This is a genomic window from Enterobacter sp. TCD1-1, assembly GCF_020567405.1.
Taxonomy (GTDB): Bacteria; Pseudomonadota; Gammaproteobacteria; order Enterobacterales; family Enterobacteriaceae; genus Enterobacter; species Enterobacter quasiroggenkampii.
The window spans coordinates 2,176,212-2,199,606 of record NZ_JAJCXF010000001.1 but is presented as its reverse complement, the minus strand read 5'-3'; the positions used below and the strand labels follow the sequence as shown (position 1 = coordinate 2,199,606).

21 protein-coding genes are annotated in these 23,395 nt (G+C 51.0%); all 21 read left to right on the top strand.

Annotation, left to right across the window (positions count from 1 at the left end):
- Positions 1-12: 12 nt before the first annotated feature.
- The 21 genes from wcaE to LJA86_RS10530 all read left to right on the top strand — a co-directional run bounded on the left by wcaE (position 13) and on the right by LJA86_RS10530 (position 23,393).
- On the top strand, positions 13-759 hold the full coding sequence (wcaE, locus tag LJA86_RS10630) for a colanic acid biosynthesis glycosyltransferase WcaE (RefSeq protein ID WP_008499420.1): 747 nt from the start codon (positions 13-15) through the stop codon (positions 757-759).
- A 15-nt stretch (positions 760-774) separates the two neighbouring features.
- Positions 775-1,323: a colanic acid biosynthesis acetyltransferase WcaF gene (gene wcaF / locus LJA86_RS10625; RefSeq protein ID WP_045908623.1), complete on the top strand. Its 549-nt coding sequence runs from the start codon at positions 775-777 to the stop codon at positions 1,321-1,323.
- 24 nt (positions 1,324-1,347) lie between these two features.
- Positions 1,348-2,469, top strand: a complete 1,122-nt coding sequence (gmd, locus tag LJA86_RS10620; protein ID WP_003863514.1) for a GDP-mannose 4,6-dehydratase — start codon at positions 1,348-1,350, stop codon at positions 2,467-2,469.
- A 2-nt stretch (positions 2,470-2,471) separates the two neighbouring features.
- Entirely contained in the window at positions 2,472-3,437 is a 966-nt protein-coding gene (fcl, locus tag LJA86_RS10615; protein ID WP_013097874.1) for a GDP-L-fucose synthase, read from the top strand.
- A gap of 2 nt (positions 3,438-3,439) precedes the next feature.
- Positions 3,440-3,919, top strand: coding sequence for a GDP-mannose mannosyl hydrolase (locus LJA86_RS10610; protein ID WP_045418617.1), 480 nt, complete (start codon positions 3,440-3,442; stop codon positions 3,917-3,919).
- Positions 3,916-5,139, top strand: coding sequence for a colanic acid biosynthesis fucosyltransferase WcaI (gene wcaI, locus LJA86_RS10605; RefSeq protein ID WP_229226123.1), 1,224 nt, complete (start codon positions 3,916-3,918; stop codon positions 5,137-5,139). Before LJA86_RS10610 ends, wcaI begins: the two co-directional genes overlap by 4 nt.
- 3 nt (positions 5,140-5,142) lie before the next feature.
- A complete protein-coding gene (gene cpsB / locus LJA86_RS10600; RefSeq protein ID WP_229226122.1) occupies positions 5,143-6,579 on the top strand; it encodes a mannose-1-phosphate guanyltransferase in 1,437 nt (478 codons plus the stop codon).
- Positions 6,580-6,689: 110 nt separating this feature from the next.
- Complete coding sequence (cpsG, locus tag LJA86_RS10595) at positions 6,690-8,060, top strand: colanic acid biosynthesis phosphomannomutase CpsG (RefSeq protein ID WP_167211515.1); 1,371 nt, start codon at positions 6,690-6,692, stop codon at positions 8,058-8,060.
- A gap of 46 nt (positions 8,061-8,106) precedes the next feature.
- Positions 8,107-9,501 carry an undecaprenyl-phosphate glucose phosphotransferase gene (gene wcaJ, locus LJA86_RS10590; protein WP_045908619.1) on the top strand — a complete coding sequence of 465 codons (1,395 nt, stop codon included), beginning with the start codon at positions 8,107-8,109 and terminating at the stop codon, positions 9,499-9,501.
- Position 9,502: 1 nt separating this feature from the next.
- Positions 9,503-10,981: a colanic acid undecaprenyl disphosphate flippase WzxC gene (gene wzxC / locus LJA86_RS10585; RefSeq protein ID WP_048030842.1), complete on the top strand. Its 1,479-nt coding sequence runs from the start codon at positions 9,503-9,505 to the stop codon at positions 10,979-10,981.
- A gap of 17 nt (positions 10,982-10,998) precedes the next feature.
- Complete coding sequence (gene wcaK, locus LJA86_RS10580; RefSeq protein WP_229226121.1) at positions 10,999-12,279, top strand: colanic acid biosynthesis pyruvyl transferase WcaK; 1,281 nt, start codon at positions 10,999-11,001, stop codon at positions 12,277-12,279.
- Complete coding sequence (wcaL, locus tag LJA86_RS10575; protein WP_229226120.1) at positions 12,276-13,496, top strand: colanic acid biosynthesis glycosyltransferase WcaL; 1,221 nt, start codon at positions 12,276-12,278, stop codon at positions 13,494-13,496. Before wcaK ends, wcaL begins: the two co-directional genes overlap by 4 nt.
- 12 nt (positions 13,497-13,508) lie before the next feature.
- Entirely contained in the window at positions 13,509-14,900 is a 1,392-nt protein-coding gene (wcaM, locus tag LJA86_RS10570; RefSeq protein ID WP_048030840.1) for a colanic acid biosynthesis protein WcaM, read from the top strand.
- Between the two features lie 176 nt (positions 14,901-15,076).
- Positions 15,077-15,970: a GalU regulator GalF gene (gene galF / locus LJA86_RS10565; RefSeq protein WP_039266717.1), complete on the top strand. Its 894-nt coding sequence runs from the start codon at positions 15,077-15,079 to the stop codon at positions 15,968-15,970.
- A 386-nt stretch (positions 15,971-16,356) separates the two neighbouring features.
- Positions 16,357-17,445: a dTDP-glucose 4,6-dehydratase gene (gene rfbB / locus LJA86_RS10560; protein ID WP_229226119.1), complete on the top strand. Its 1,089-nt coding sequence runs from the start codon at positions 16,357-16,359 to the stop codon at positions 17,443-17,445.
- A gap of 14 nt (positions 17,446-17,459) precedes the next feature.
- On the top strand, positions 17,460-18,326 hold the full coding sequence (gene rfbA, locus LJA86_RS10555) for a glucose-1-phosphate thymidylyltransferase RfbA (RefSeq protein ID WP_039266715.1): 867 nt from the start codon (positions 17,460-17,462) through the stop codon (positions 18,324-18,326).
- A gap of 230 nt (positions 18,327-18,556) precedes the next feature.
- On the top strand, positions 18,557-19,093 hold the full coding sequence (gene rfbC / locus LJA86_RS10550) for a dTDP-4-dehydrorhamnose 3,5-epimerase (RefSeq protein WP_039266714.1): 537 nt from the start codon (positions 18,557-18,559) through the stop codon (positions 19,091-19,093).
- Positions 19,090-19,953, top strand: a complete 864-nt coding sequence (gene rfbD / locus LJA86_RS10545) for a dTDP-4-dehydrorhamnose reductase (RefSeq protein WP_045908614.1) — start codon at positions 19,090-19,092, stop codon at positions 19,951-19,953. The genes rfbC and rfbD overlap by 4 nt, the downstream gene beginning before the upstream one ends.
- Positions 19,950-20,726 carry an ABC transporter permease gene (locus LJA86_RS10540; RefSeq protein WP_045908613.1) on the top strand — a complete coding sequence of 259 codons (777 nt, stop codon included), beginning with the start codon at positions 19,950-19,952 and terminating at the stop codon, positions 20,724-20,726. Before rfbD ends, LJA86_RS10540 begins: the two co-directional genes overlap by 4 nt.
- Before the next feature lie 2 nt (positions 20,727-20,728).
- Positions 20,729-21,463: an ABC transporter ATP-binding protein gene (locus LJA86_RS10535; protein WP_045908612.1), complete on the top strand. Its 735-nt coding sequence runs from the start codon at positions 20,729-20,731 to the stop codon at positions 21,461-21,463.
- 13 nt (positions 21,464-21,476) lie between these two features.
- On the top strand, positions 21,477-23,393 hold the full coding sequence (locus LJA86_RS10530) for a rhamnan synthesis F family protein (protein WP_047074845.1): 1,917 nt from the start codon (positions 21,477-21,479) through the stop codon (positions 23,391-23,393).
- Positions 23,394-23,395 lie beyond the last annotated feature (2 nt).

Here is a 23,395-nt window from a genome sequence, read left to right as displayed (position 1 = left end):
ATGAGGTGATTTATGTTTCTTAGCGTCATTACTGTCGCTTTTCGTAATTACGAAGGGGTGGTAAAAACCTGGCGCTCGCTGCGCAACCTGGCGCGCGATCCAAGCCTCACCTTTGAGTGGATTGTGGTCGACGGCGGCTCGAACGATGGCACGGCGGAGTTTCTGGAAAAACTCAACGGTGAGTTCAACTTACGTTACATCAGCGAGAAAGATAAAGGCATCTACGATGCGATGAACAAAGGCATCAATATGGCGCAGGGCCGTTATGCCATCTTTCTGAATTCGGGTGATATTTTCCATGATGACGTGGCGCTGTTTGCCCGTCAACTGGCGCGCCAGAAAGAGGACGCCATGTATATTGGCGATGCGCTGCTCGATTTTGGCGACGGACATAAAGTGTGCCGCAGCGCGAAGCCGGGCTGGTATATCTATCACAGTTTACCCGCCAGCCATCAGGCCATTTTCTTTCCGGTGAAAGGTCTGAAAAAACAGCCTTACGATTTGCAGTATAAAGTGTCTTCCGATTATGCGTTGGCCGCCAGTCTCTATAAGTCAGGTTACCCGTTCCGCCGAATTAAAGGGCTGGTATCTGAATTTTCAATGGGTGGCGTGTCAACCTCGAATAATCTGGAACTGTGCCAGGATGCCAAAAACGTGCAGCGTAAAATATTACGCGTGCCGGGGTTCTGGGCGGAATTGTCTTATTTTTTACGCGTGCGCACCACGAGTAAAACGAAAGCCTTATATAACAAAGCCTGAATATAAGGAAACGTAATGCAGGATCTGAACGGTTTCTCCGTACCGAAAGGTTTTCGGGGGGCGGGCGGTATTAAAGTGCAGCTATGGTGGGCCGTTCAGGCCACCTTATTTGCCTGGTCACCACAAATACTGTACCGCTGGCGAGCATTTTTATTGCGTCTGTTTGGCGCAAAAATAGGAAAAAACGTAGTCATTCGGCCCTCGGTGAAAATTACCTACCCCTGGAAATTAACGCTTGGGGATTACGCCTGGGTAGGGGATGACGCGGTGTTATATACCTTGGGCGAGATTACGATTGGCGCAAATTCGGTGGTTTCACAGAAATGTTATTTGTGCACCGGCAGTCATGACTTTATGAGTCAGCATTTTGATATTACCGCTTCGCCTATTGTGATTGGCGAAAAATGCTGGCTGGCAACGGATGTTTTTGTTGCACCGGGTGTTTCTGTTGGCGATGGCACGGTCGTTGGTGCCCGCAGCAGCGTTTTTAAATCGCTACCGGCAAATAAAGTTTGCCGTGGCAACCCCGCAGTGGTGATACGCGAACGCGTTGAAACTGATTAAATTCATAAGTAGAGGAATATAAACATGTCTAAAGTCGCTCTCATCACCGGCGTTACCGGGCAGGATGGTTCTTACCTGGCAGAGTTACTGCTGGAAAAAGGTTATGAAGTACACGGTATTAAACGTCGTGCGTCTTCTTTCAACACCGAACGTGTCGATCATATTTATCAGGATCCTCACGCGGCGAACCCGAAATTCCACCTGCACTACGGCGACCTGACCGATACCTCCAACCTGACCCGTATCCTGCAGGAAGTGCAGCCGGATGAAGTCTACAACCTGGGCGCGATGAGCCACGTTGCGGTCTCCTTCGAGTCTCCGGAATACACCGCTGACGTGGATGCCATGGGTACGCTGCGTCTGCTGGAAGCGATTCGCTTCCTCGGCCTTGAGAAGAAAACCCGTTTCTACCAGGCATCCACCTCTGAGCTGTACGGTCTGGTGCAGGAAATTCCACAGAAAGAGACCACTCCATTCTATCCGCGCTCTCCGTACGCGGTAGCGAAACTGTACGCTTACTGGATCACCGTGAACTACCGTGAATCCTACGGCATGTACGCTTGTAACGGCATTCTGTTCAACCACGAATCTCCACGTCGCGGCGAAACCTTCGTGACCCGCAAAATCACCCGCGCTATCGCCAACATCGCGCAGGGTCTGGAATCGTGCCTGCACCTCGGCAACATGGACTCCCTGCGTGACTGGGGCCATGCCAAAGACTACGTGAAAATGCAGTGGATGATGCTGCAGCAGGAACAGCCAGAAGACTTCGTGATCGCCACCGGCGTGCAGTACTCCGTTCGTCAGTTCGTTGAAATGGCTGCCGCGCAGCTGGGCATCAAGCTGCGCTTCGAAGGCACCGGCGTGGAAGAGAAGGGCATCGTGGTTTCCGTGACCGGCCATGACGCACCGGGCGTGAAGCCAGGCGACGTGATTGTGCAGGTTGACCCGCGCTACTTCCGTCCTGCTGAAGTGGAAACCCTGCTGGGCGACCCAACCAAAGCACACGAGAAGCTGGGCTGGAAACCAGAAACCACTCTGCAGGAGATGGTTTCCGAGATGGTAGCCAAAGATCTTGAAGCAGCGAAAAAACACTCCCTGCTCAAATCTCATGGCTACGAGGTTGCCATCGCGCTGGAGTCCTGAGAATGACAAAACAACGTATTTTTGTCGCCGGTCATCGCGGAATGGTGGGTTCCGCGATTGTGCGCCAGCTCGAGCAGCGCGGTGACGTCGAAGTGGTTGTCCGCACGCGCGACGAGCTTAACCTGCTCGACAGCCGTGCGGTACAGGACTTCTTTGCTAACGAACGCATTGACCAGGTGTATCTGGCGGCGGCGAAGGTGGGCGGCATTGTTGCCAACAACACCTACCCGGCGGATTTCATCTACGAAAACATGATGATTGAGAGCAACATCATTCACGCGGCGCATCTGCACAACGTGAACAAGCTGCTGTTCCTCGGCTCATCCTGTATTTACCCGAAAATGGCGAAACAGCCGATCGCCGAAAGCGAGCTGCTGCAGGGCACACTGGAAGCGACCAACGAGCCGTACGCCATTGCCAAGATTGCCGGGATTAAGCTGTGCGAGTCCTACAACCGTCAGTACAACCGCGACTATCGCTCGGTGATGCCGACCAACCTGTACGGACCGCACGACAACTTCCACCCGAGCAATTCGCACGTGATCCCGGCGCTGCTGCGCCGCTTCCACGAGGCGACCGCCGAGAACGCGCCGGATGTGGTGGTGTGGGGCAGCGGTACGCCGATGCGCGAATTCCTGCACGTGGACGACATGGCTGCGGCCAGCATTCACGTGATGGAGCTGGATCGCGAAGTGTGGCAGGAGAACACCGAGCCGATGCTGTCGCACATCAACGTGGGCACCGGCGTGGACTGCACCATTCGCGAGCTGGCGCAGACCATCGCGCAGGTGGTGGGCTACAAAGGCCGCGTGGTGTTTGATGCCACGAAACCGGACGGCACGCCGCGCAAACTGCTGGACGTGACCCGTCTGCATCAGCTGGGTTGGTATCACGAGGTGTCACTGGAGCAGGGGCTGGCAAGCACCTATCAGTGGTTCCTGGAAAACCAGCACCGCTTCCGGGGGTAATGATGTTTTTAAGTCAGGAAGATTTTGCCACGGTAGTGCGTTCCACTCCGCTCATCTCGATTGATTTGATCGTGGAGAACGAACGCGGCGAGTTCTTGCTGGGGAAACGAACCAACCGTCCTGCGCAGGGCTTCTGGTTCGTGCCCGGCGGGCGCGTGCAAAAGGATGAGACGCTTACCGATGCGTTTGAGCGTCTCACTCTGGCGGAACTGGGTCTGCAGCTGCCGATGGCAGCGGGCCAGTTTTACGGGGTCTGGCAGCACTTCTATGACGATAACTTTTCAGGCACCGGGTTCACCACGCACTACATCGTGCTGGGGTTCCGCCTGAAGGTGAGTGAGGCAGACCTGCGTCTGCCTGATTCTCAGCACGACGACTACCGCTGGCAGACGCCAGAGGCGCTGCTGGCGAGCGACAATGTGCATGACAACAGTCGCGCATATTTCCTCGCTGAACGTCAGTCCGGGGTGCCGGGCTTATGAAGATCCTCGTATACGGAATCAACTACTCGCCGGAGCTAACCGGTATCGGGAAATACACCGGCGAGATGGTCGAGTGGATGGCGAGCCAGGGACATGACGTGCGGGTCATTACCGCGCCGCCGTACTACCCGGAATGGAAAGTGGGGGAGCGCTACTCAAGCTGGCGCTACCGTCGCGAAGAGGGTGCAGCGACCGTCTGGCGCTGCCCACTGTATGTGCCTAAGCAGCCCTCAACGCTTAAACGGTTGATTCATCTCGGCAGCTTTGCTCTGAGTAGTTTCTTCCCGCTGATGGCGCAGCGTCGCTGGAAGCCGGATCGCATCATCGGCGTGGTGCCGACGCTGTTTTGCACGCCGGGCATGCGTCTGCTGGGCAAACTCTCCGGCGCGCGCACCCTGCTGCACATTCAGGATTATGAAGTTGACGCCATGCTGGGCCTGGGGATGGCAGGCAAAAGCAAAGGCGGCAAGGTGGCGAAGCTCGCCAGCGCGTTTGAGCGCAGTGGCTTACACAACGTGGATTACGTCTCAACGATCTCGCGCTCGATGATGAACAAGGCGCAAGAGAAAGGCGTCCCGGCGGAGAAGGTGATCTTCTTCCCGAACTGGTCCGAAGTGGCGCGTTTTCGCGACGTGACTGAGCAAGATGCTCAGGCGCTGCGCGCGCAGCTCGGTTTGCCTGAAGATCAAAAAATCATTCTTTACTCAGGCAACATCGGCGAAAAGCAGGGGCTGGAGAGCGTGATCGAGGCGGCTCAACTGCTGAACGAACATCCATGGATGTTTGTGATTGTCGGACAGGGTGGTGGAAAAGCGCGGCTGGAAAAAATGGTCAGCGAACGCGGCCTGTCCAACGTGAAGTTCTTCCCGCTTCAGTCTTACGAGGCATTGCCTGCGCTGCTGAAGATGGGCGACTGCCATCTGGTCGTGCAAAAACGCGGCGCGGCGGATGCGGTGCTGCCGTCCAAGCTGACCAACATTCTGGCAGTGGGCGGTAACGCGGTGATTACGGCCGAAGCCGAAACTGAATTAGGCCAGCTGTGTGACAGCTATCCGGGGATTGCCGTGTGCGTAGAGCCGGAATCGGTCCCGGCGCTGGTCACCGGCATTGAACAGGCACTTGCCATGCCAAAAATGAACACGGTGGCACGTGAATATGCCGAACGCACGCTCGAGAAAGAGAACGTGCTGAGCCAATTTATTGCAGATATACGGGGATAAATCATGAGTCAAACCACTTTGTATCCGGTTGTGATGGCTGGTGGCTCTGGTAGCCGGTTGTGGCCGCTGTCCCGCGTGCTCTATCCAAAACAGTTCCTCTGCCTGAAAGGGGATCTCACCATGCTGCAGACGACGGTAAACCGTCTCCAAGGCGTGGATTGTGAAAGCCCGGTGGTGATCTGTAACGAACAGCACCGCTTTATCGTTGCCGAGCAGCTGCGCCAGCTGAACAAACTCACAGAAAATATCATCCTGGAGCCTGCCGGACGCAATACCGCACCGGCTATCGCCCTGGCGGCGCTGGCGGCAAAACGCAGCAGCCCTGACTGTGACCCGCTGATGCTGGTGCTGGCGGCAGACCACGTGATCCAGCAGGAAGAGGCCTTCCGTGACGCAGTGCGTGCGGCCATTCCTTACGCTGAGAGCGGCAAGCTGGTGACCTTCGGTATCGTGCCGGATCTGCCGGAAACCGGCTATGGCTACATCCGTCGCGGCAACGTGACGCCGGGTGAAGGCGACAGCGTGGCGTTTGACGTGGCGCAGTTCGTTGAAAAACCAAATCTGGAAACCGCGCAGGCTTATGTCGCCAGCGGGGAATATTACTGGAACAGTGGGATGTTCCTGTTCCGCGCCGGACGCTATCTGGAAGAGCTGAGCAAATATCGTCCGGATATTCTGCAAGCCTGCGAGAAAGCGATGGCGGTAGTGGACCCGGATCTCGACTTTATCCGCGTGGATGAAGAGGCCTTCCTCGCCTGTCCGGAAGAGTCCATTGACTATGCGGTGATGGAACGCACGGCAGATGCCGTTGTGGTGCCGATGGATGCGGGCTGGAGCGATGTCGGCTCCTGGTCCTCCCTGTGGGAGATCAGCGCCCATACCCCGGAGGGTAACGTCCATCACGGCGATGTCATTAGCCACAAAACGGAAAACAGCTACGTCTACGCCGAGTCTGGCCTGGTCACCACGGTCGGGGTGAAAGATCTGGTGGTGGTCCAGACCAAAGACGCCGTGCTGATTGCCGACCGTAACGCCGTGCAGGACGTTAAAAAAGTGGTGGAGAAGATCAAGGCGGATGGCCGTCACGAGCACCACATTCATCGCGAAGTCTACCGTCCGTGGGGGAAATATGACTCCATTGACGCAGGCGACCGTTATCAGGTGAAACGCATCACCGTGAAGCCGGGCGAGGGGCTGTCGGTGCAGATGCACCATCACCGCGCCGAGCATTGGGTGGTGGTCGCGGGTACCGCTAAAGTCACGATCGACGGTGAAGTCAAACTGCTGGGTGAAAACGAGTCCATTTATATTCCGCTGGGGGCGACGCACTGTCTGGAGAACCCGGGGAAAATTCCTCTCGACTTAATTGAGGTGCGCTCCGGCTCGTATCTGGAAGAGGACGATATCGTGCGCTTCCAGGACCGCTACGGACGGGTGTAGCCCTCAGCATCATGCCCGGTGGCGCTGCGCTTACCGGGCCTACGAATGACAAAAAATCAATTTGGCCATTAAGTGGTCAGGACCGACTGTTGCCTGAAAAAGGGGTCATCATGGAAAAATTAACCTGTTTTAAAGCCTACGATATTCGCGGCAAGCTGGGCGAAGAGCTGAATGAAGACATTGCGTGGCGCATTGGTCGTGCGTACGGCGAATACTTAAAACCGCAGACCATCGTGCTGGGCGGCGACGTGCGTCTGACCAGCGAATCCCTGAAGCTGGCTCTGGCGAAAGGGCTGCAGGATGCGGGCGTGGACGTGCTGGACATCGGTCTTGCCGGAACCGAAGAGATTTACTTTGCCACCTTCCACCTGGGGGTGGACGGCGGTATTGAAGTGACGGCCAGCCACAACCCGATGGACTACAACGGCATGAAGCTGGTGCGCAAGGGCGCCCGCCCGATCAGCGGCGACACCGGCCTGCGCGACGTGCAGCGCCTGGCGGAAGCCAACGATTTCCCGCCGGTGAACGAGGCGAAGCGCGGCAGCTACAAAAAAATCAACCTGCAGAAAGAGTACATCGACCACCTGCTGGGCTACATCAACGTGGCGAACCTGAAGCCGCTGAAGCTGGTGATTAACTCCGGTAACGGCGCGGCCGGCCCGGTTGTCGATGCCCTTGAAGCGCGCTTTAAGGCACTGAACGTGCCGGTGACCTTCGTGAAAGTGCATAACACCCCAGACGGCAACTTCCCGAACGGTATTCCTAACCCGCTGTTGCCGGAGTGCCGCGACGACACGCGTAACGCGGTGATTGAGCACGGCGCGGACATGGGCATCGCCTTTGACGGTGATTTCGACCGCTGCTTCCTGTTCGACGAGAAAGGGCAGTTCATCGAGGGCTACTACATTGTCGGCCTGCTGGCGGAAGCGTTCCTTGAGAAAAACCCGGGCGCGAAAATCATTCATGACCCGCGTCTGTCCTGGAACACCGTCGACGTGGTGTCTGCCGCAGGCGGCACGCCGGTGATGTCCAAAACCGGCCACGCCTTCATCAAGGAGCGCATGCGCGAAGAAGACGCCATCTACGGCGGCGAGATGAGCGCCCACCACTACTTCCGGGACTTTGCCTACTGCGACAGCGGAATGATCCCGTGGCTGCTGGTCACCGAGCTGCTGTGCCTGAAGGGGCAGACCCTGGGAGAGTTGGTGCGCGACCGTATGGCGGCGTTCCCGGCGAGCGGGGAGATCAACAGCAAGCTGGCGCAGCCGGCCGAGGCGATTGCCCGCGTGGAGCAGCACTTTGCCATTCACGCGCTGGAAATTGACCGTACCGACGGCATCAGCATGGCGTTCCCGCAGTGGCGCTTTAACCTGCGCTCGTCCAACACCGAGCCGGTGGTGCGCCTGAACGTGGAGTCCCGTGCGGACACCGCGCTGATGGAAGCCCGAACGAAGGACATTCTGGCGCTGTTGAATCAGTAATAACTGCCCCTCCCGGTGGGAGGGGGAACCGAATACAGGAACAACGATGACGAATCTAAAAAAACGCGAACGAGCGAGAACGAATGCATCGTTAATCTCTATGGTGCAGCGTTTTTCTGATATCACCATCATGGTCGGTGGATTGTGGGCGGTGTGTCGGATCAGCGGGCTGCCGTTCTTATATATGCATCTTCTGATGGCCCTGATTGCGCTGGTCGTGTTTCAGATGATCGGCGGAATGACCGATTTCTACCGCTCGTGGCGCGGCGTCAAAATGACCACCGAACTGATGCTGTTGCTGCAGAACTGGACCCTGAGCCTGATCTTCAGCGCAGGCCTGGTGGCGTTCAGCCATGATTTTGATAATCGCCTCGTGACCTATCTCTGCTGGTATCTGTTGAGCAGCGTCGGCATGGTAGTGTGCCGCTCCCTGATCCGCTTTGGCGCGGGCTGGCTGCGCAACCGTGGCTATAATCGTCGCTTTGTGGCGGTAGCAGGCGATCTGCCCGTCGGCAGGGTGCTGCTCGACAGCTTCCGCAAAGAGCCGTGGTTAGGCTTTGAAGTGGTCGGGATTTATCACGACGCGAAGCCGGGCGGCGTGCCTGCCGACTGGGCGGGCAACTACGACCAACTGATTGACGATGCCAAGGCCGGCAAAATTCACAACGTCTACATCGCCATGCAGATGAAAGACGACTCCCGCATTAAGCAGCTGATGCGCGAGCTGGCGGATACGACCTGTTCAGTGCTCCTGATCCCGGACGTGTTTACCTTCAACATCCTTCATTCGCGTATTGAAGAGGTGAACGGCGTGCCGGTCGTACCGCTGTATGACACGCCGCTGTCCGGTATTAACCGCGTGCTGAAGCGTCTGGAAGATATCGTGCTCTCTTCGCTGATTCTTCTGCTCATCTCTCCGGTGCTGTGCTGCATTGCCCTCGCGGTGAAGCTGAGCTCACCAGGACCGGTTATCTTCCGTCAGACCCGCTACGGCATGGACGGTAAGCCGATTATGGTGTGGAAATTCCGCTCCATGAAGGTGATGGAGAACGACAAGGTCGTGACCCAGGCCACGCAGAACGATCCGCGCGTCACCCGCGTCGGGAACTTCCTGCGCCGCACCTCGCTGGATGAACTGCCTCAGTTTATCAACGTCTTTACCGGCGGGATGTCGATTGTTGGCCCGCGTCCGCACGCGGTGGCGCATAACGAGCAGTACCGCTCGCTGATTGAAGGCTACATGTTGCGCCATAAGGTGAAGCCGGGCATCACCGGCTGGGCGCAAATTAACGGCTGGCGCGGCGAAACCGACACGCTGGAAAAAATGGAAAAACGCATCGAGTTCGATCTGGAGTACATCCGCGAGTGGAGCCTCTGGTTCGATATCAAGATTGTTTTTCTGACTATCTTCAAAGGTTTCGTGAACAAAGCGGCGTACTAAGATGAGCTTACGTGAAAAAACCATCAGCGGCGCCAAGTGGTCAGCGATGGCGACCATCGTCATCATTGGCCTCGGCCTGGTGCAGATGACGGTGCTGGCGCGCATTATCGATAATCACCAGTTCGGTCTGCTGACCGTCTCGCTGGTGATCATCGCGCTGGCCGATACGCTGTCTGACTTTGGTATCGCCAACTCGATTATCCAGCGCAAAGAGATCAGCCATCTTGAGCTGACCACGCTCTACTGGCTGAACGTGGGGCTGGGGATTTTCGTGTTTGTGCTGGTGTTCCTGCTGAGCGACACCATCGCCAGCGTGCTGCACAACCCGGATCTCGCCCCGCTGATGCGCACGCTGTCGTTTGCGTTCGTGGTGATCCCCCACGGGCAGCAGTTCCGCGCGCTGATGCAGAAAGAGCTGGAGTTCAATAAGATCGGCATGATCGAGACCAGCGCCGTGCTGGCGGGCTTTACCTTTACCGTCGTGAGCGCCCATTTTTGGCCGCTGGCGATGACCGCCATCCTCGGTTACCTGGTGAACTCTGCCGTGCGTACGCTGCTGTTCGGCTACTTTGGGCGTAAAATTTACCGTCCGGGACTGCATTTCTCTCTTGCGTCCGTCTCGTCCAACTTGCGCTTTGGCGCGTGGCTGACGGCGGACAGCATTATCAACTACGTGAACACCAACCTCTCGACGCTGGTGCTGGCACGTATTCTCGGCGCCAGCGTGGCGGGGGGCTACAACCTGGCCTACAACGTCGCGGTGGTGCCGCCGATGAAGCTGAATCCGATTATCACCCGCGTGCTGTTCCCGGCGTTTGCCAAGATTCAGGACGACACCGAAAAGCTGCGCGTTAATTTCTACAAGCTGCTCTCGGTGGTGGGGATTATCAACTTCCCGGTGCTGCTGGGGCTGATGGTGGTGTCCAGCAACTTCGTGCCGCTGGTGTTTGGCGAGAAGTGGAACGATATTATCCCGATCCTTCAGCTGCTGTGCGTGGTAGGGCTGCTGCGTTCCGTGGGGAACCCGATTGGGTCCCTGTTGATGGCTAAAGCGCGCGTGGACATCAGCTTTAAGTTCAATGTGTTCAAAACCTTCCTGTTTATTCCGGCAATTATCGTCGGCGGACACATGGCGGGCGCCATTGGCGTGACGCTGGGCTTCCTGCTGGTGCAGATCGTCAATACCGTTCTGAGCTACTTCATCATGATTAAACCGGTGCTGGGCTCCAGCTACCGTCAGTACATCCTGAGCCTGTGGCTGCCGTTCTATCTCTCATTGCCGACCCTGGCGGTGAGCTACGGTCTGGGCGCGATCCTCAGCGGCCATCTGCCGCTGGCCGCGCTGCTGGCGGTGCAGGTTGCCGCGGGGGCGCTGGCCTTCGTCGTGATGATCGTACTTTCTCGCAATGCGCTGGTCGTTGAGATGAAGCGCCAGTTTTGCCGTAACGAAAAAATGAAAACGCTGCTTCGCGCAGGCTAGTTCTTTAAGAGGCCATTATGAAATTATTAATTCTTGGCAACCATACCTGCGGCAACCGTGGCGACAGCGCCATCCTGCGCGGTTTACTGGATGCGATTAACACCCTTAAGCCTGAGACCGAAGTGGACGTGATGAGCCGTTATCCGGTCAGCTCATCCTGGTTACTGAACCGCCCGGTGATGGGCGACCCGCTTTACAGCCAGATGAAACAGCACAACAACGCCGCGGGCGTGATGGGCCGCGTGAAAAAAGTGCTGCGTCGTCGCTACCAGCATCAGGTGCTGCTTTCCCGGGTGACCGATACCGGCAAGCTGCGCAACATCGCCATCGCGCAGGGCTTCACTGACTTTGTTCGTCTGCTGTCCGGCTATGACGCCATTATCCAGGTCGGCGGTTCATTCTTCGTCGATCTCTACGGCGTGCCGCAGTTTGAGCATGCGCTCTGCACGTTCATGGCGAAAAAACCGCTATTTATGATTGGCCACAGCGTGGGGCCTTTCCAGGATCCGCAGTTTAACCAGCTCGCAATCTATGTCTTCGGCCACTGCGACGCGCTGATCCTGCGCGAGTCGGTCAGCCTTGAGATGATGAAGCGCAGCGAGATTGATACGTCAAAAGTTGAGCACGGCGTGGATACCGCCTGGCTGGTGGATCACCAGGACGACAGCTTCCAGCCGAGCTACGCGGTGCAGCACTGGCTCGACGTGGCGGCGAAACAGAAAACCGTCGCCATTACCCTGCGCGAGCTGGCGCCCTTCGATAAACGTTTAGGCACGACGCAGGCGGCGTATGAGCAAGCGTTCGCCGACGTGGTGAACCGCGTGCTGGACAGCGGGTACCAGGTGCTGGCGCTGTCCACCTGTACCGGCATCGACAGCTACAACAAAGATGACCGCATGGTGGCGCTGAACCTGCGCAACCTGGTCAATGACCCGTCACGTTATCACGTGGTGATGGATGAACTGAACGACCTGGAGATGGGCAAGCTGCTCTCCGCCTGCGACCTGACGGTGGGCACCCGTCTGCACTCGGCCATTATCTCCATGAACTTTGGCACGCCGGCCATTGCCATTAACTATGAGCACAAGTCCGCCGGGATTATGCAGCAGCTCGGTATGCCGGAAATGGCGGTGGATATTCGTCACCTGCTGGACGGATCGCTCGGCGCCATGGTGGGGGACACGCTTGGCCAACTGCCTGCTATCAATGAACGTCTGGCGGTGGCGGTGAAAGCCGAGCGCGAAAAGGGCATTGGAATGGTGAAATCGGTACTCGATCGCGTACGGGAGGGGAAATGAAGGTTGGTTTCTTCTTACTGAAATTTCCACTGTCGTCCGAAACGTTTGTTCTGAACCAAATCACCGCGTTTATCGATATGGGATATGACGTGGAGATTATCGCCCTGCAAAAGGGCGATACCCGAAATACCCATGCGGCGTATACCCAGTATGGGCTGGAGGCAAAAACCCGCTGGCTGCAGGATGAGCCGTCCGGGAAGCTGAGTAAGTTGCGCCACCGCGCCAGTCAGACCTTACGTGGGATCCATCGCGCGTCGACGTGGCGGGCGCTGAATGTCTCCCGCTATGGATCAGAATCACGCAATCTGATCCTGTCGGCCATCTGCGGGCAAACGGCGCAGCCGTATCGTGCCGACGTGTTTATCGCCCACTTTGGCCCGGCAGGCGTCACCGCCGCGAAGCTGCGCGAACTGGGCGTAATTGACGGTAAAATTGCGACCATTTTCCACGGTATCGACATCTCCAGCCGCGAAGTGCTGAACCACTACACGCCGGAATACCAGCAGCTTTTCCGGCGTGGCGACATGATGCTGCCGATCAGCGAACTGTGGGCCGGACGCCTGAAAAACATGGGCTGCCCGGGAGAGAAAATTGCCGTTTCGCGCATGGGCGTGGATTTAACGCGCTTTACCCGCCGTCCGGTGAAAGTGCCGGGTAAACCACTGCAGATCATCTCCGTCGCGCGCCTTACCGAGAAGAAAGGGCTGCATGTGGCGATTGAAGCCTGCCGCCAGCTGAAAGCGCGTGGGGTGGATTTCCACTACCGCATTCTCGGGATTGGGCCGTGGGAGCGTCGTCTGCGCACGCTTATCGAACAGTATCAGCTGGAAGATGTCGTAGAGATGCCGGGCTTCAAGCCGAGCCACGAGGTCAAGGCCATGCTTGATGAGGCAGATGTGTTCTTGTTGCCTTCCGTAACGGGGGCCGATGGCGATATGGAAGGCATTCCGGTGGCGCTGATGGAGGCAATGGCCGTGGGTATACCGGTGGTCTCGACCCTGCATAGCGGGATCCCGGAGCTGATTAAGTCTGACTATTCCGGCTGGCTGGTGCCCGAGAATAACGCCATGGCGCTCGCCGATCGGTTAGCTGCTTTCAGCGACATCGACCAGCAGGCGCTGGAGCCCGTGCTGCACAATGCCCGACAAAAAGTTGAAGCCGATTTTAACCAGCAGGTGATTAACCGTCAGTTAGCCAGCCTGCTGCAAACGTTGTAACGCCGAGGATGTATGCTGAAAAAGATTACCCGACGCACCTTTGTCTCGTCTCTGTCCGTTCTGGCGGCCACGCCGCTGCTGTCGTCCCGCATTGCGCAGGCGGCGAGTGGAAGAACGGTCTCTGTTAAACAGTACAATAACAACGACTGGATCGCGGCCTTTAAGCAGGCGTTTAATGACGGGGACACGGTCGTTGTCCCTGCCGGGCTGACCTGTGAAAACATCAACACGGGTATTTTCATTCCCGACGGTAAAACGCTGCTGATCCGCGGGGCGTTAACCGGCAATGGCCGCGGCCGCTTTGTTCTGCAGGAAGGCAGCAAAGTGATAGGGGAAGGCGAGGGACGGACAGAGAATATCACTCTCGATGTACGTGGCTCCGACTGCGTAATTAAAGGGCTGGCCATGAGCGGTTTTGGCCCTGTAACGCAGATCTACATCGGCGGTAAGAAACCCAGCGTGATGCGCAATTTGCTAATTGATAACATCAGCGTGAGTCAGGCCAACTACGCTATCCTGCGCCAGGGTTTCCACAACCAGGTGGACGGCGCTCGCATCACCAACAGCAAATTTAGCCATCTGCAGGGCGATGCGATCGAATGGAACGTCGCTATCAACGATCGCAATATCCTGATTTCCGACCATGTCATCGATAACATCAACTGCACCAACGGCAAGATCAACTGGGGCATCGGCATTGGCCTCGCCGGCAGCACCTACGACAACGACTACCCGGAAAAGCAAACCGTTAAGAACTTCGTGGTGGCCAACATCACCGGCAGCAACTGTCGCCAGCTGGTGCACGTGGAAAACGGGAAACACTTTGTTATCCGCAATATTAAGGCCAAAAATATCACCCCTGACTTCAGTAAAAAGGCAGGAATAGACAACGCCACGGTGGCCATTTATGGCTGTGATAATTTCATTATTGATAATGTCGATATGGTCAACAGTGCGGGAATGTTAATCGGCTATGGGGTCATAAAAGGCGATTATTTGTCCATCCCGCAGAACTTTAAGCTCAATAATATTCACCTCGATAACCGCCAGCTTGCGTATAAATTGCGCGGAATACAGATTTCATCCGGTAATGCGACCTCGTTTGTGGCGATTACCAACGTGGAAATGCAGCGTGCTACGCTGGAACTGCACAACAAGCCGCAGCATCTTTTTTTACGCAACATCAATGTGATGCAGGAAGCTGCCGTGGGGCCCGCCCTGAAGATTAACTTCGACCTGCGCAAGGATGTGCGAGGAAAATTCATGGCGAAAGACGAGACGCTGCTGTCGCTGGCGAACATAAAAGCCGTTAATGAGAAGGGGCAAAGCTCGGTGGATATTGACCGGGTCGACCAGCAGGTGGTGAATGTGGAAAGGCTGAACTTTGCGCTTCCGCACAGATAATCGACAATAATCTGTTTTGAGACTATTCCTGGCATAAAAGCGCGATCGAATCAGATTACAACTACAGAAATATGTGATGCTAAGGCGTAACATTGCTTAAGGGTTACGGCAAATCATGCTGGCGAAAACAGGTTTAAGAGCTATAATTCGTCAACCATTTTAAGGTGGAAGAAATAATGATTAATTTGAAAGCAGTCATTCCGGTAGCAGGCCTGGGCATGCATATGCTGCCAGCCACAAAAGCCATTCCTAAAGAGATGCTGCCGATCGTCGATAAGCCAATGATTCAGTACATTGTCGACGAAATTGTTGCTGCAGGGATCAAAGAAATCGTCCTGGTTACGCACTCGTCCAAGAATGCGGTAGAAAACCACTTCGACACCTCTTACGAACTCGAAGCGTTGCTTGAGCAGCGCGTTAAGCGTCAGCTGCTGGCGGAAGTGCAGTCTATTTGTCCGCCGGGCGTGACCATCATGAACGTGCGTCAGGCGCAGCCGCTGGGTCTGGGACACTCTATTCTTTGTGCCCGTCCGGTTGTGGGTGACAACCCCTTCATCGTTGTGCTGCCGGATATCATTATTGATAACGCGTCTGCCGATCCGCTGCGCTATAACCTGGCGGCAATGGTGGCACGTTTCAACGAAACGGGCCGTAGCCAGGTGCTGGCGAAGCGCATGAAAGGTGATCTCTCCGAGTACTCCGTAATTCAGACCAAAGAAGCGCTGGAGACGGAAGGGCAGGTTAGCCGCATCGTTGAGTTCATCGAAAAACCGGATCAGCCGCAGACGCTGGATTCTGACCTGATGGCGGTGGGCCGTTATGTTCTGAACGCGGATATCTGGGCCGAGCTGGAAAAAACTGAGCCAGGCGCCTGGGACCGTATTCAGCTCACCGACGCGATTGCTGAGCTGGCGAAGAAGCAGTCTGTCGATGCGATGCTGATGACCGGCGAGAGCTATGACTGCGGTAAGAAGATGGGCTATATGCAGGCGTTCGTGAACTATGGACTGCGTAACCTGAAGGAAGGGGCGAAGTTCCGCAAGAGAATTGAGAAACTTCTGGAACAGTAAGTCAAATCCTTAACAAATGAATCGGGTAGCAACGAGTACGAGGAGGCTGTTCCAGCTTCTGTAATTACTCTTGCTACCTTTTTTATTGTAATAGAATCAATGTCTAAGGCACTTTTTGCTGAGTGTTGACATGATGGTTTAGTCTGAGATTTTCCCTTGTCTTCAAACCTATTTAAGTGGAGAATATCAGATTAGCATTCTGTGCCTATTTGATAACAACAGGCACTGGTTCTCATTGCATAGTAGCTAACATTTTTATTGTTTTCAGTGCACTGGTAGCTGGAGAGCCAGGGGCGGTAGCGTGTTTAAAATTTGGCGCGTTGCAAGGTAACCACTCAAAAATAATGTTCGCGATTTAACATGGCGATGCAATACGGAATAGTCTCGTGAAAATACTTGTTACTGGTGGTGCAGGTTTTATTGGATCTGCAGTAGTTCGTCATATTATTAATAACACTCAGGATTCTGTCGTTAACGTAGATAAATTAACCTACGCGGGGAACCTGGAATCTCTGTCAGAAATCGAAAATGATCCCCGTTATGCCTTTGAGCGGGCTGACATCTGTGACGGCAGTGCTATGTCGCGCATTTTCGCTGAGCATCAGCCTGATGTTGTAATGCATCTTGCCGCCGAGAGCCATGTAGACCGTTCAATCACAGGCCCTGCAGCCTTTATCGAAACCAACATTATCGGTACCTATGTATTGCTGGAGGCTTCGCGTCAGTATTGGTCTCAACTGGACGACGGCCGCAAATCGGCGTTTCGTTTCCATCACATCTCCACCGATGAAGTGTATGGCGACTTGCCGCATCCTGATGAAGTACCTGCCGGTAGCGATCTTCCGCTGTTCACCGAGACCACGCCATATTCGCCAAGTAGTCCTTACTCCTCTTCTAAAGCATCCAGCGATCATTTAGTGCGCGCGTGGCGTCGTACCTACGGTCTTCCGACGCTGGTGACGAACTGTTCGAATAACTACGGTCCATACCACTTCCCGGAAAAACTGATTCCGCTTATTATCCTGAACGCTCTGGCAGGTAAACCGCTTCCTGTGTACGGCAACGGTGAGCAGATTCGCGACTGGCTGTTTGTCGAAGATCATGCACGCGCGTTATACAAAGTGGTAACTGAAGGTACTGTGGGCGAAACCTACAATATCGGTGGTCACAATGAGCGTAAAAATATTGAAGTCGTGAAGACAATTTGCACCATTCTGGATGAAATTATTGCCGATAAGCCTGCAGGCATTACTCACTTCGCCGATCTTATTACCTATGTAACCGACCGTCCGGGACACGACCTGCGCTACGCCATTGATGCCAGCAAAATTAAAAACGATCTGGGATGGGTGCCTCAGGAAACCTTCGAGTCAGGTATCCGTAAAACGGTTGAGTGGTATTTGAGCAACGAAAGCTGGTGGAAGCGGGTAATGGATGGCTCCTATGCGGGCGAACGTCTGGGACTGGCGGAATAATAAAGGAAAATATGATGAAAGGTATTGTACTTGCTGGTGGTTCCGGAACCCGTCTCTATCCGATTACGCAAGGTGTATCTAAACAGTTGCTTCCTGTTTATGATAAGCCAATGATTTTCTACCCAATTTCTGTACTGATGCTGGCAGGTATCCGTGAGATTTTGGTCATTACTACCCCGGAAGATATGCCTTCGTTCAAACGCCTGTTAGGCGATGGCTCGCAATTTGGGATTAGCTTATCTTACGCGGTTCAGCCATCCCCGGATGGCCTGGCGCAGGCATTTATTATTGGTGAAGAGTTTATCAATAATGAACCTTGTGCTCTGGTGCTGGGTGATAATATTTACTTTGGTCAGAGCTTTGGTAAAAAACTGGAAGCGGCTTCACAAATGACCAGCGGAGCAATGGTCTTTGGTTATCAGGTGCAGGATCCTGAGCGGTTTGGCGTGGTTGAATTCGATGAGAACTACAAAGCGCTGTCCATCGAAGAGAAACCGTTAAAACCAAAATCAAACTGGGCGGTGACCGGTCTCTATTTCTACGATAAGCATGTAGTCGAAATGGCCAAACAGGTTAAACCTTCCGCCCGTGGTGAACTTGAAATTACGACCCTTAACCAGATGTATCTCGAGCAGGGGAAATTGCAGGTTGAATTGCTGGGGCGTGGTTTTGCATGGCTGGATACGGGTACTCACGACAGCCTGGTCGAGGCTTCCCAATTTATTCATACCATTGAAAAACGTCAGGGGATGAAAGTGGCTTGCCTTGAGGAAATTTCATATCGTAATGGATGGATGAGCAAGGACCAGGTTGAGGAACAAGCTAAAAAGCTTGCTAAAACTGAATATGGCCGTTATCTCAAAGTATTAATTAGCGAATAAATAATATTTGCCTCCCTGCTGTTAAAGTTATCGTTTAATTTACACAGGGAGATATATTGTTTGGCATTTTCAATATGTTTTATCAATATATATATTGATATTAGAATTGAAAGAAATACATATGAAACCTGCCAAAATTGAATTCACTAAGGAAAGAAAACATCTGCAGGGATTGTGTATAAACGCAACAATCAAGTGTTATAAATAATTTCTTATGAAGGGGCAGTTTCGTGAAAGTCATTGATACAATTATACACGACGTGAAAATTATTGAGCCAAGAGTTTTTGGGGATGAACGTGGTTTTTTCCTGGAAACCTTTGAGAAGAAGCGTTATCAAGAAATGCTCAATATAGATCTCGACTTCGTGCAGGATAACCATTCGCGTTCAACTAAAGATGTCCTTCGTGGTCTACATTTTCAAAAAAATAATCCACAGGGTAAATTAGTTCGTGTTGTAAGTGGTGCAGTATTTGATGTTGCTGTTGATATTCGCCCGGATTCAAAAACTTATGGCCGATGGGTTGGTGTTGAGCTCTCAGCCGAGAATAAAAATCAACTTTGGATCCCACCTGGACTCGCGCATGGTTTTTGCGTTCTCACGGATACCGCCGACTTTGAATATAAGTGTACTGATTATTATTATCCGGAACATGAAGGATGCTTGCTTTGGAATGATGAAGAGGTCGGTATTGAATGGCCCGTGACCAATCCAAAACTTTCTGAAAAGGATAAAAAAGGTCTTACTTTGGCGAATCTTTATAAATGAGAGTACTGCTAACCGGAGCTCAAGGTCAGTTAGGACAAAGTCTTAGCAGACGTATCCCGCAAGACTGGATTTTACTAGCGGCAGATAAAATATTCCTCGATATTGCTAACGAACGCAATGTTTATGATGTCATTTCTGATTTTAAGCCTGATGTCGTAATAAATACTGCTGCTTTCACTTCCGTTGATGATGCTGAAACTAATGTTGATTTTTCTGAAAACGTGAATAATTTAGGCGCTAAATATGTCGCTCAGGCATCATCAAAATATGGTGCTAAACTTATCCATGTTTCCACAGATTATGTTTTCGATGGTAACAGCAGTGAACCGTATACCGAGAAAGACACCGTAAAATCACTTAACGTATACGGCAGTACAAAACACAAGGGGGAACTGGAGGTTCTTAAAAATCATGCTGGTGCTATTATAATAAGAACATCTTGGGTATATAGTGAATATGGAAAGAATTTTTTAAAAACCATATTTAATTTGGTTGAGAAAAATAAAGATATTAAAGTTGTATACGATCAGGTTGGCGCGCCTACATATGCGCCGGATATTGCAAATTTGATTATTGATATAATCAAAGAAGGAACACTCCAACCTGGTCTCTATCATTACAGCGGTGATACTGTAATGAGCTGGTATGATTTTGCCAATAAAATCGCTGCAGCTATAACATTTTCACAATCTAAAGTTGAACCAATTAGTACTGCAGAATATAAAGCCATCGCCAGGAGACCCAAATATAGTGTTTTAAATTGCGATAAAATAGAAAAGTTTGGTTACAAACGTTCCTGTTTTTCACAAGGCTTTGAACAAAGTGTTCGTGCTCTAATTGATGAAAGTAAAAAATTATGAATTCGTTTATTAATGAGATAGTTGAGTATCGACAAGTTTTAAGACAACTAATTCATCAACAGATTACTATGAGGTACAGAAGGACTTTCTTTGGTTTTCTCTGGACCTTACTGAATCCATTACTAAATATGGCGATTATCGCAGTGGTATTTTCGCTGGTAATGAAGTTTCAGGTTAATGAATACGCTATATTTTTATTTGCCGCGATGATACCCTGGTCAGTTTTTTCTAACTCTCTTAACCAGGGGGGGGGAGCATTACTGGCGAATGAATCTTTGTTTAAAAAAATATATCTACCAAAACAATTGTTTGTAATATCCGTAGTTATCTCAACATTGGTGGATTCACTGCTTAGCACTGCTTGCTTGTTTATTATAGCTTTGATACTGGGTGCTAAAATATCGTCTGCTCTATTTTTCCTGCCCGTTGCATTTCTGCTTTTGGTCATGTTTTCCCTTGGTGTCACGTTTATACTTTCAATTGTGACTGTTTATTATAGGGACGTACAATATCTTATTGGGGTTGTATTACAAGCATTATATTTTGCCACACCAATCATTTATCCGATAACTGCTATACCAGAAAAGTTCCATGTGATATTTACATGGAATCCACTCGTATATTATATTGACCTCTTCCGTTCGCCAATTTATTCAGGAACCTTACCTGAAACTCAATCGCTAATAATATGCTCTGTTTGTTCGTTGCTGAGTATTATCTTCGGTATCATCTATTTTAGACGCAATGACGCAAAAGTTATATTTAGGTTGTAAATATGAATTCTGAAATAGTTCTTAAAAATGTTGGATTGCAGTTTGCACTGCATCACAATAAAAATTCAAGTTTAAAAGAGTTGTTCGCTGATTTATTCTCCAGAACTCATCAGAAAAAAAATGATACCTTTTTAGCTCTAAATAATATTAATTTGGAAATTAACCACGGTGATAGGTTAGGCATTATTGGACACAATGGAGCAGGTAAGAGCTCTTTATTGAAAATTTTGTGCAAAATTTATACGCCAACGAGTGGTACGATTGATATAAAAGGTAAAGTAGCACCACTACTTGAGATAGGTGCAGGTTTTAATCCGGAGTTGAGTGGTAGAGAAAATATTTACCTCAATGGAACGATTCTTGGTTATAATTTAAAAAGATTGAAAGAAATTGAGCCAGACATCATTAATTTCTCTGAGCTTGAACAATTTATTGACACGCCGGTAAAATATTATTCGACTGGTATGTATATGAAGCTGGCGTTCTCAATCGCTACCGCTACTCAGCCTGATATTCTAATTCTTGATGAACTTTTCGCTGGCGGTGATGCCGATTTTATCAAAAAAGCACAGGCAAGAATGAAAGCGATGATAGAAGATTCCAATATTATGGTGTTTGTTTCTCACCAAATGGATCTTTTGCTTGAACTTTGCAATCGAGTTATTTGGGTTGACCATGGCAATATCATTGCTGATGGCAAACCTGATGAAATTATTAATCAATATTTGAAAAAATGAGTGGTAATGTTTAATGCGCAGGATTGCCTTTTATCTTTTTTATGACGAATTTGGTGAAGTTGATGATTATATCCCAACCAAGCTGACTGCATTAAAGGAATTTGTCGAAGATATTGTTGTTGTTTCTAATTCGAAAATGACCGTCGCAGGAAGGGCAAAGCTTGAAAAGATTGGGGCTACTGTTTTCTGCCGAGAAAATGTGGGCTTCGATGTTTGGGGTTATAAAGAAGGAATGGAAACTATTGGCTATGATGAATTAGCCAGTAAATACGATGAGGTTATTTTACTCAATTACACCTTCTTTGCCCCGATTTTCCCTTTTTCCGAACTTTTCAATGAAATGGATAGCAGGGCGTGTGATTTCTGGGGGATTAGCGAACATAACGAAATGGTTCCAAATCCGTTTACAGGAACTGGAGTCTTGCCTCGTCATATACAATCTCATTTCATTGCAATTCGCAAGAAAATGTTAAACTCCATTGAGTTTAAAAAATATTGGCAAGATATGCCAATGATTAATAGTTATACTGATTCTGTTTTAAGTCATGAATCACGCTTTACGTCTCATTTCCAGGCAATGGGCTTCACATCATCTGTTTATATAAGCAATGATAACTACCCATCAGATTACCCAACATTCATTGACGTTAAGCGAACTATTGAAAATAGATGTCCAATTCTTAAACGTCGTTTATTTTTCCATGATCCAATGTGGCTTGACATTAACTGTGTAGATCTACGCGGAGCTGTGGAGACCATCGAGAAGACAAGTGATTACGATATTGGTCTTATCAATCAAAATATTAATCGCACAGTAAAACCACGCATTCTTTACACAAATCTGGAACAGTTAAGGATCTTGCCTGATAATTATCCTTCTCCAGAGTATAACAACGTAGAGAATCCGGAACCAAAAATTGCTGTTCTTGCTCATGTATTTTATTCAGATATGTGGGAAGAAATTTATTCTTATATAAAAAATATTCCTTATAAATATGATTTGTATATTTCAACCTCAAGCGAAAAAGATGCATCCATACTAAGAGAAAAAACGAAAGATATCGGGCAGTATGTTGAGGTTCGCGTCGTTGAGGAAAACAGAGGACGTGATATGTCCTCATTATTTATCACATTTAAGGACATTGGTACCAGTGATAAATATGATTATATCTGTCGCTTACACTCGAAAAAATCCCCGCAGAATGGATTTGCACGTGCTGATTCGTTTAAAAAACATCTCTATGAGAACCTTCTCGGGTCACCAGAATATATTACCAACGTTATTGGTTTGATGAACAAGCGTAATGATATAGGAATAATTTGTCCACCGCTTGTTCACATCGGTTTCCCTACAATGGGCCATGCCTGGTTTGCAAACTATTGGCCAACAAGTGAATTATGTAAGAAGCTTGGCGTTGTTGTTCCATTGGATGATGACACTCCTGTTGCAGTATATGGGACGATGTTCTGGTTCAGGCCCGCTGCTTTACGTCCTTTATTTGAGCATAATTGGAAATGGACAGATTTTAATGCTGAGCCAGCGCATGTCGATGGTAGTTTATCGCATGTTCTTGAGCGCATTATTAGTTATGTAGCAAAAAATGAAGGATTTAGTGTTTATAGTGTAATGACACCAACTCAAGCAGAAAAGAATTATGCTAAGTTAGAATTTAAGCATCAGAAAATTATGTCTGCCCTGCCTAATGGTGACGTTTACTGGCAATATTCAAGCTTGCTTAGGTTGTTTACCGAAACTAAATCGGGTAAACCGGATTTCCTTGCTGTATTAAGCGGATGTTCAAGACTGCTGTTTAGTTCGTTTAGACGTACGGTTTGGGATAAATATCCTCGTGTGGCTAAAACGCTATATGGACCATATCGTTTAACGAAAAAAGCCTATAAACTTGTAAAATTTAAGAAGAACAACTGATT